Source organism: Myxococcus llanfairpwllgwyngyllgogerychwyrndrobwllllantysiliogogogochensis (genome assembly GCF_006636215.1).
GTDB lineage: Bacteria > Myxococcota > Myxococcia > Myxococcales > Myxococcaceae > Myxococcus > Myxococcus llanfairpwllgwyngyllgogerychwyrndrobwllllantysiliogogogochensis.
On sequence record NZ_VIFM01000444.1, the window covers coordinates 1 to 5,047 of the forward strand.

The 5,047-nt window shown below is 71.1% G+C and carries 5 protein-coding genes; 1 reads left to right on the forward strand and 4 read right to left on the reverse strand.

The window, feature by feature from the left end:
- Positions 1-2: 2 nt before the first annotated feature.
- A complete protein-coding gene (locus tag FJV41_RS47880) occupies positions 3-1,112 on the forward strand; it encodes a cytochrome-c peroxidase (RefSeq protein ID WP_141649313.1) in 1,110 nt (369 codons plus the stop codon).
- A 60-nt stretch (positions 1,113-1,172) separates the two neighbouring features.
- Here FJV41_RS47880 and FJV41_RS47885 read toward each other — a convergent pair whose 3' ends face one another.
- The 4 genes from FJV41_RS47885 to FJV41_RS47900 all read right to left on the reverse strand — a co-directional run bounded on the left by FJV41_RS47885 (position 1,173) and on the right by FJV41_RS47900 (position 4,923).
- Positions 1,173-2,585, reverse strand: coding sequence for a M24 family metallopeptidase (locus FJV41_RS47885; RefSeq protein WP_141649314.1), 1,413 nt, complete (start codon positions 2,583-2,585; stop codon positions 1,173-1,175).
- Between the two features lie 170 nt (positions 2,586-2,755).
- On the reverse strand, positions 2,756-3,121 hold the full coding sequence (locus FJV41_RS47890; RefSeq protein WP_141649315.1) for a hypothetical protein: 366 nt from the start codon (positions 3,119-3,121) through the stop codon (positions 2,756-2,758).
- A 53-nt stretch (positions 3,122-3,174) separates the two neighbouring features.
- Positions 3,175-4,425, reverse strand: a complete 1,251-nt coding sequence (locus FJV41_RS47895) for a Kelch repeat-containing protein (protein WP_141649316.1) — start codon at positions 4,423-4,425, stop codon at positions 3,175-3,177.
- Between the two features lie 171 nt (positions 4,426-4,596).
- The gene (locus FJV41_RS47900) at positions 4,597-4,923 is read right to left on the reverse strand and encodes a DUF2171 domain-containing protein (protein ID WP_141649317.1); all 327 of its coding nucleotides are present in this window, start codon (positions 4,921-4,923) and stop codon (positions 4,597-4,599) included.
- Between the last annotated feature and the right edge of the window lie 124 nt (positions 4,924-5,047).

Sequence of the window (5,047 nt, forward strand, 5' to 3'; positions counted from 1 at the left end):
GGCTGGGGTGGGCGTGTGAGTCGGAAGAACCGTTCCCCACGCTCGACGAGCTGGACCAGCTTCGCAGCCTGCACTCGCTGTCGAGCCACCCGCGCCTGGACGCCACCAACAAGGTGGACGGCCTGCCGGTGGCCCAGGAGCTGGGACATGACTTGTTCAAGGACCCGGGCCTGTCCCGCTGCGGCACGGTGTCCTGCGACAGCTGCCACTCCGGCGATGGTCGCACGGTGGACACGGCGACGGCGGAGGGCTGCGGTGGACAGCGCACGGAGCGCAACCCGCCCACGGTGTTGAACGTGCGGCACAACCGCTGGTTCATGTGGGACGGGCGGGCGGACTCACTCTGGTCGCAAGCGATTCTTCCGCTGACGAATCCGGTGGAGATGGACTCGGACGCGGAGGTGGTGCGGGCGAGGCTCCAGGCGGAGGAGTCCTACCGGACGCGCTACCAGACGCTGTTCGGCGTGGAGCCCTCGGGCGTGGCCGCGCCGGTGCTGATGGCCAACGTGGGCAAGCTGATGGCGGCGTACGAGCGGGTGCTGATGCAGGTGGACGCGCCCTTCGATACGGACGTGAAGCGCTTCATCGCCGCGGCGGAGGCTGGCTCGGCGGAGGGCGACCCGGCGTACCTGGGGCTGAAGACCTTCGTGCGCAAGGGGCAGTGCATCGTCTGCCACAAGGGGCCTTCGCTGACGGACGAGCTGTTCCACAACGTGGGCCTGGAGGACCGGGGCCCCGGCGCGGGGGGACAGTGGGCGGTGCTCAACGCGCTGCTGGACTGGGAGTTCAACGCCTCGAGCAGGCACAGCGACGACCCGAACGGCGCGGACGCGCTGCGGCTGCGCACGCTGCGCTCCCAGGCGAAGCAGGAGGAGCTGGAGGGCGCGTTCCGCACGCCGTCGCTGCGCAACGTGGCGCTGACGGCGCCGTACATGCACACGGGCGCGCAGGCCTCGCTGGAGGAGGTCGTCGACTTCTACAACGACGGCGGCAACCCGGAGGGCTCCTTCACCGGCAAGCGCACCGTCACCATCGTCCCGCTGGAGCTGACGGACGCGGAGAAGCGCGCGCTGGTGGAGCTGCTCAAGTCGCTGACGGGCACCCCGCGCTGACCGGCGCGCCGACGGGCTCCCGCGCCCTGTGAGGACGGGAGCCCGCGAGCGAGCGGAACTTCAGCGCACCAGGTGGAAGTCGGTCTGCCGCTTCCAGGCCCAGTGCACGCGGCCTTCCGCGTCGATGGTGATGTCCTCTTCCTGGGCGGAGCGCACGCGCTGGTTGTTCCACTCGGGCACGGGGCTCGTCGCCTGGAGTTCAATCGAGTACCACATGTTCGCCATGACCTTGTGGTCGCCGTTGCCGGGCACGCCCTCCTGCCGGTCCCACAGGCCCACCATGGCTCCCGCGCCGTGGCCGTGCAGGCCAATGGGGTGCGAGTAGATGGTGCCGTCGATGCCCTCGGACGTCATGCGCTGACGGGAGCTCTTGAGGACCTCGTTGCCGGTGCGGCCGGGGCGCAGCTCCTCGAAGACGATGTCCTGGAGGCGGTTGGACGTCTTGAGCGCGGCCTTCAGGCCCGCGGGCACGTCCGTCTCCCCCTCGCGCAGCACGTAGCCCATGTGCTGGGTGTCGGTGTTGAGCCGCAGCGCGGTGACGCCGTAGTCGCAGTGGAGCACGTCGCCGCGCTGGATGACGGGGTCCTCGCCGAGCTGCTCCTCGGTGACGCCCTGGCGCTGCACGTCCACGGACGGCTGGAACCAGGTGTCCAGGCCCAGGTCCGCCAGGCGCTGGCGCATCCACCACTCCACGTCGGAGATGCGGGTGACGCCGGGGGTGACGACCTGGTTGGAGAAGGCCGTCTCGATGATGTTCCAGGCAAGCTTCGTCTCGTCCTCGTAGAAGCGGACTTCATCGGGGATGCGCCACGCGATGAGGTCCACGGGCAGGCCCTCCGCGGGCTTGAAGCGCTTCACCCAGTCGGGGCCGAGCACCTGGGCCATGCCCTCGTACTCGCCATGGGAGAGGCCGTCGGCGAAGGCGAACGTGCGGGAGATGTCGAGCGCGATGCTCTTGGGCTGGCGCTCCTCCAGCACCTGCTTGAGCACCAGCCACTGGTCCGGGCCCCACAGCTCCGCCTGACGCAGGCCCTCGCCGCCGTGGCTCACCTGCTGCTGGGCGCGACGCGGGACATAGACGCCGCCCTGCGGTCCACCGCCGAGCGCCAAGCGCTCCACGCCCTTCTCCGGGCCCAGGTCATGGAACACGTAGATGGTGCGGCGGCGCGCGGCGAACGTGGTGGGCGACACGAGCGCCTTGAAGACAGGGTCCTCGTTGTACTCGCGCATGGGGACGACCCACATCTCGATGCCGTACTTGCGCATGAGCTGGGGAAGCGCCGTGTCCATGCGCTCGCGCAGCCAGGCCTGCTGACGGTCGGCCTGCTCACGCAGGGTGCCAAAGGGACGCTCCGGCACGGAGGCCTTCGCCGTCACGGCGGCGATGGCGGTGGCGTCCGGAGACTGCGAGGAGACGGAGGCACATGCGGTGCTCAGCATGAGCGGTGCGAGGAGACGGAGGCGGGTTCGCATGGCCGCGCAGTCTGGCATGCACGGACGGGGGCGTCTCGGAAGTGTGGCGCACCGAGGGCCGGGGGCTTCGTGTCTTGCAAGGCTTTCCGCGCGGCGGTGCTCAGCCAGTCACAGACGGTTTCGCGCGGGGGGCGGGCTGGCGCGATGCGCCAAGGCGCGCGGCGGCCGGGTCAGGGAGCGCCAGCACACGCCTGCTGGTCGGCGCCACAGGCCGCTTCGATGCGCGAGGTGTCCACGGGCCGCTGGCACGCGCTGTCGAGCGACGCGGTCAGCACCTCCGTCCGGATGCGCATGCACCGCACGCAGCCAGTCCTGGCGCCCGTGGCGTCCTCCAGCTCCGGCTCCACCTGCTGGTAGCGCTCGATGACCTGGGCCATGCAGGCCGCTTCGTCCAGCGAGGACCCCTCGCACCGCGCCTCGTGGGAACACTGCACCGTGGCGGCGCGTTCGGCCCACGCGTCGTAGGTGATTTGCGAGGGGTCCTCGCCGCCACATCCCAGCCACGCCACGGGCATCACGAACAGGAGCCAACGCATGGCCGCATCTCACCGGGAATCGGCGAGCCTGTCACTCGCGAGGCGGGGCGTGCTCAGCGCCGCGTGAGTCCCTCGGCGCTGCACTGCTGGGCATCACAGCCCTCGACGACGCACGGTGCGCACTCGAGCATTCCTCCACAGCCGTCGGGCACCGCGCCGCACGTGGCCTCCCGCGTCTCGCACGTCACCGGGACGCAGCCAGTCGGCAGGTACTGCTCGCTCGTGTCGAGCATGCCCGCCACCTCGTTGGCGCCACCCACGAGCAGCACCGAGCCGTCCCGCAGCGTCAGCGCGCCCGGCAGGCCGCGAGGCTCCGTCAGCGCGGGAGCGGAGGCCCACTGCCCTGTCATCGGGTCGAAGCGCTCCACCGACGCGAGCGCGCCCGCCATGGGATGCTCTCCGCCCAGCACGAGCACCTGGCCCTCCGGCGTCACCACCGCGGCATGGTGCTCGCGAGCCACCGACGGCGCCGCCACCAGCGTCCACAGGCCCGTCACCGCGTCGTAGACCTCGGCCGTGCTCGACGCGCGTGCGGTGCCACCGCCCACCACCAGCACGCGCCCATCCGGCAGCAGCGTCACGGAGTGCCCCTGTCGATGCGTCCCCGCCGCGCCCCCCGCGAAGCCCGCCTTCTCCCAGCGCCCGGTGGCCACGTCGTACAGCTCCGCCTGCAGGCCGCTCACGAAGAGCGCCTTGCCCTGGGCCAGCATCACCGCCGTGCCCGCGCCGCCCCGCACGAAGCCCGGCGGCGTCGCGGGAGCCCACGTGCCCGTCATCGGGTCGAACAGCTCCGCGGAGCGCAACGGCCTGCGGTCCGCGTCGGTGCCACCCGCCACGAGCACGCGGCCATCGGGGAGCAGCAGCGCGGAGGGATCATTCCGGGCCTCGAACATGGGCGCCACCTGCGTCCAGAGGCCCGACGCCGGCGCGTACACCTCCGCGTCCGCGAGCGCGCCCGGCGCCACCACCTGCGTGCCACCCGTCACCAGCACGCGGCCATCCAGGAGCCGCACCACCGCGTGGTTGCGACGCGCCTTGTGCATGGAGCCCGTCAGGCTCCACATCCCCGTCTCCGGCTCGAACACCTCGCAGCTCGACAGGGTGCGCTGTCCGTCATGGCCTCCGGCGGCCAGCACGCGCCCGTCCTCCAGCGGGACGAAGGGCAGCAGCTTGCGCGGCGTCGCCAGCCTCAGGGGCTCGACGCCCGTGTCCAACGTGCCCCCGTCCGCGCGCGGACCGGAGTTGCACGAGAACACGAGCGCGAAGAACGCCACGCCGAGAAAGGATGTCTGGACACGTCGCATGGGACCCACTCGCCTCGCTGGTCGAAGAGAGCCCGTGTACCCTGACGGTCTGACATTCCTGGGATGTCCGACCTGAATGATTCCGGACGCTTGCCCCGCGTGCCGGGTCGGAAATCCCCCACTCGCGAGGAGCCCGCACTCGCGACGTGGGAGCGCGAGTCACAAGGGTGCTCAGTGGCGCACGGAGTCCTCGTCCGACGGGGCGGAGACGTTCACCGGCTCCGCGTCCATGCCGTTGGAGTGGCGGGGAGGCAGCGCGCCGCCGTCGTCATCCACCTCCAGCGTCAGCAGCGGGTGGTCGGCGCGGGACAGGTACACGTCCTCGTCGTTGACGTGGTCCACGTCGCGGTACTCCACCAGGTAGTCGTGGCGGGGGATGGGCACCAGTCCCTGCTCCAGCTCGAAGTGGATATCGCCGACGGCGGCGACGCGCCCCAGCTTGCGTCCGTCCGCGGTCCTCACCGTCATTCCCTCGCGCACCTCGCCGGACTGAATCATCACGACCTCCTCGCGGCTGCACCTCTGTCAGCAAGAACCTGCGGGCCCGGCGCGCGTGACGACAGTCCGACGGAGCAGGCAGGGCAGCGTCCGTCTTCCTGGTGGGGGCGAAGGGGGGCGATGG

Bases quoted from the DNA above. Each gene is read 5' to 3' on its own strand.
- FJV41_RS47885 (WP_141649314.1), bottom strand. From the start codon at position 2,585: ATGCGAACCCGCCTCCGTCTCCTCGCACCGCTCATGCTGAGCACCGCA.
- FJV41_RS47900 (WP_141649317.1), bottom strand. From the start codon at position 4,923: ATGATTCAGTCCGGCGAGGTGCGCGAGGGAATGACGGTGAGGACCGCG.
- FJV41_RS47895 (WP_141649316.1), bottom strand. From the start codon at position 4,425: ATGCGACGTGTCCAGACATCCTTTCTCGGCGTGGCGTTCTTCGCGCTC.
- FJV41_RS47890 (WP_141649315.1), bottom strand. From the start codon at position 3,121: ATGCGTTGGCTCCTGTTCGTGATGCCCGTGGCGTGGCTGGGATGTGGC.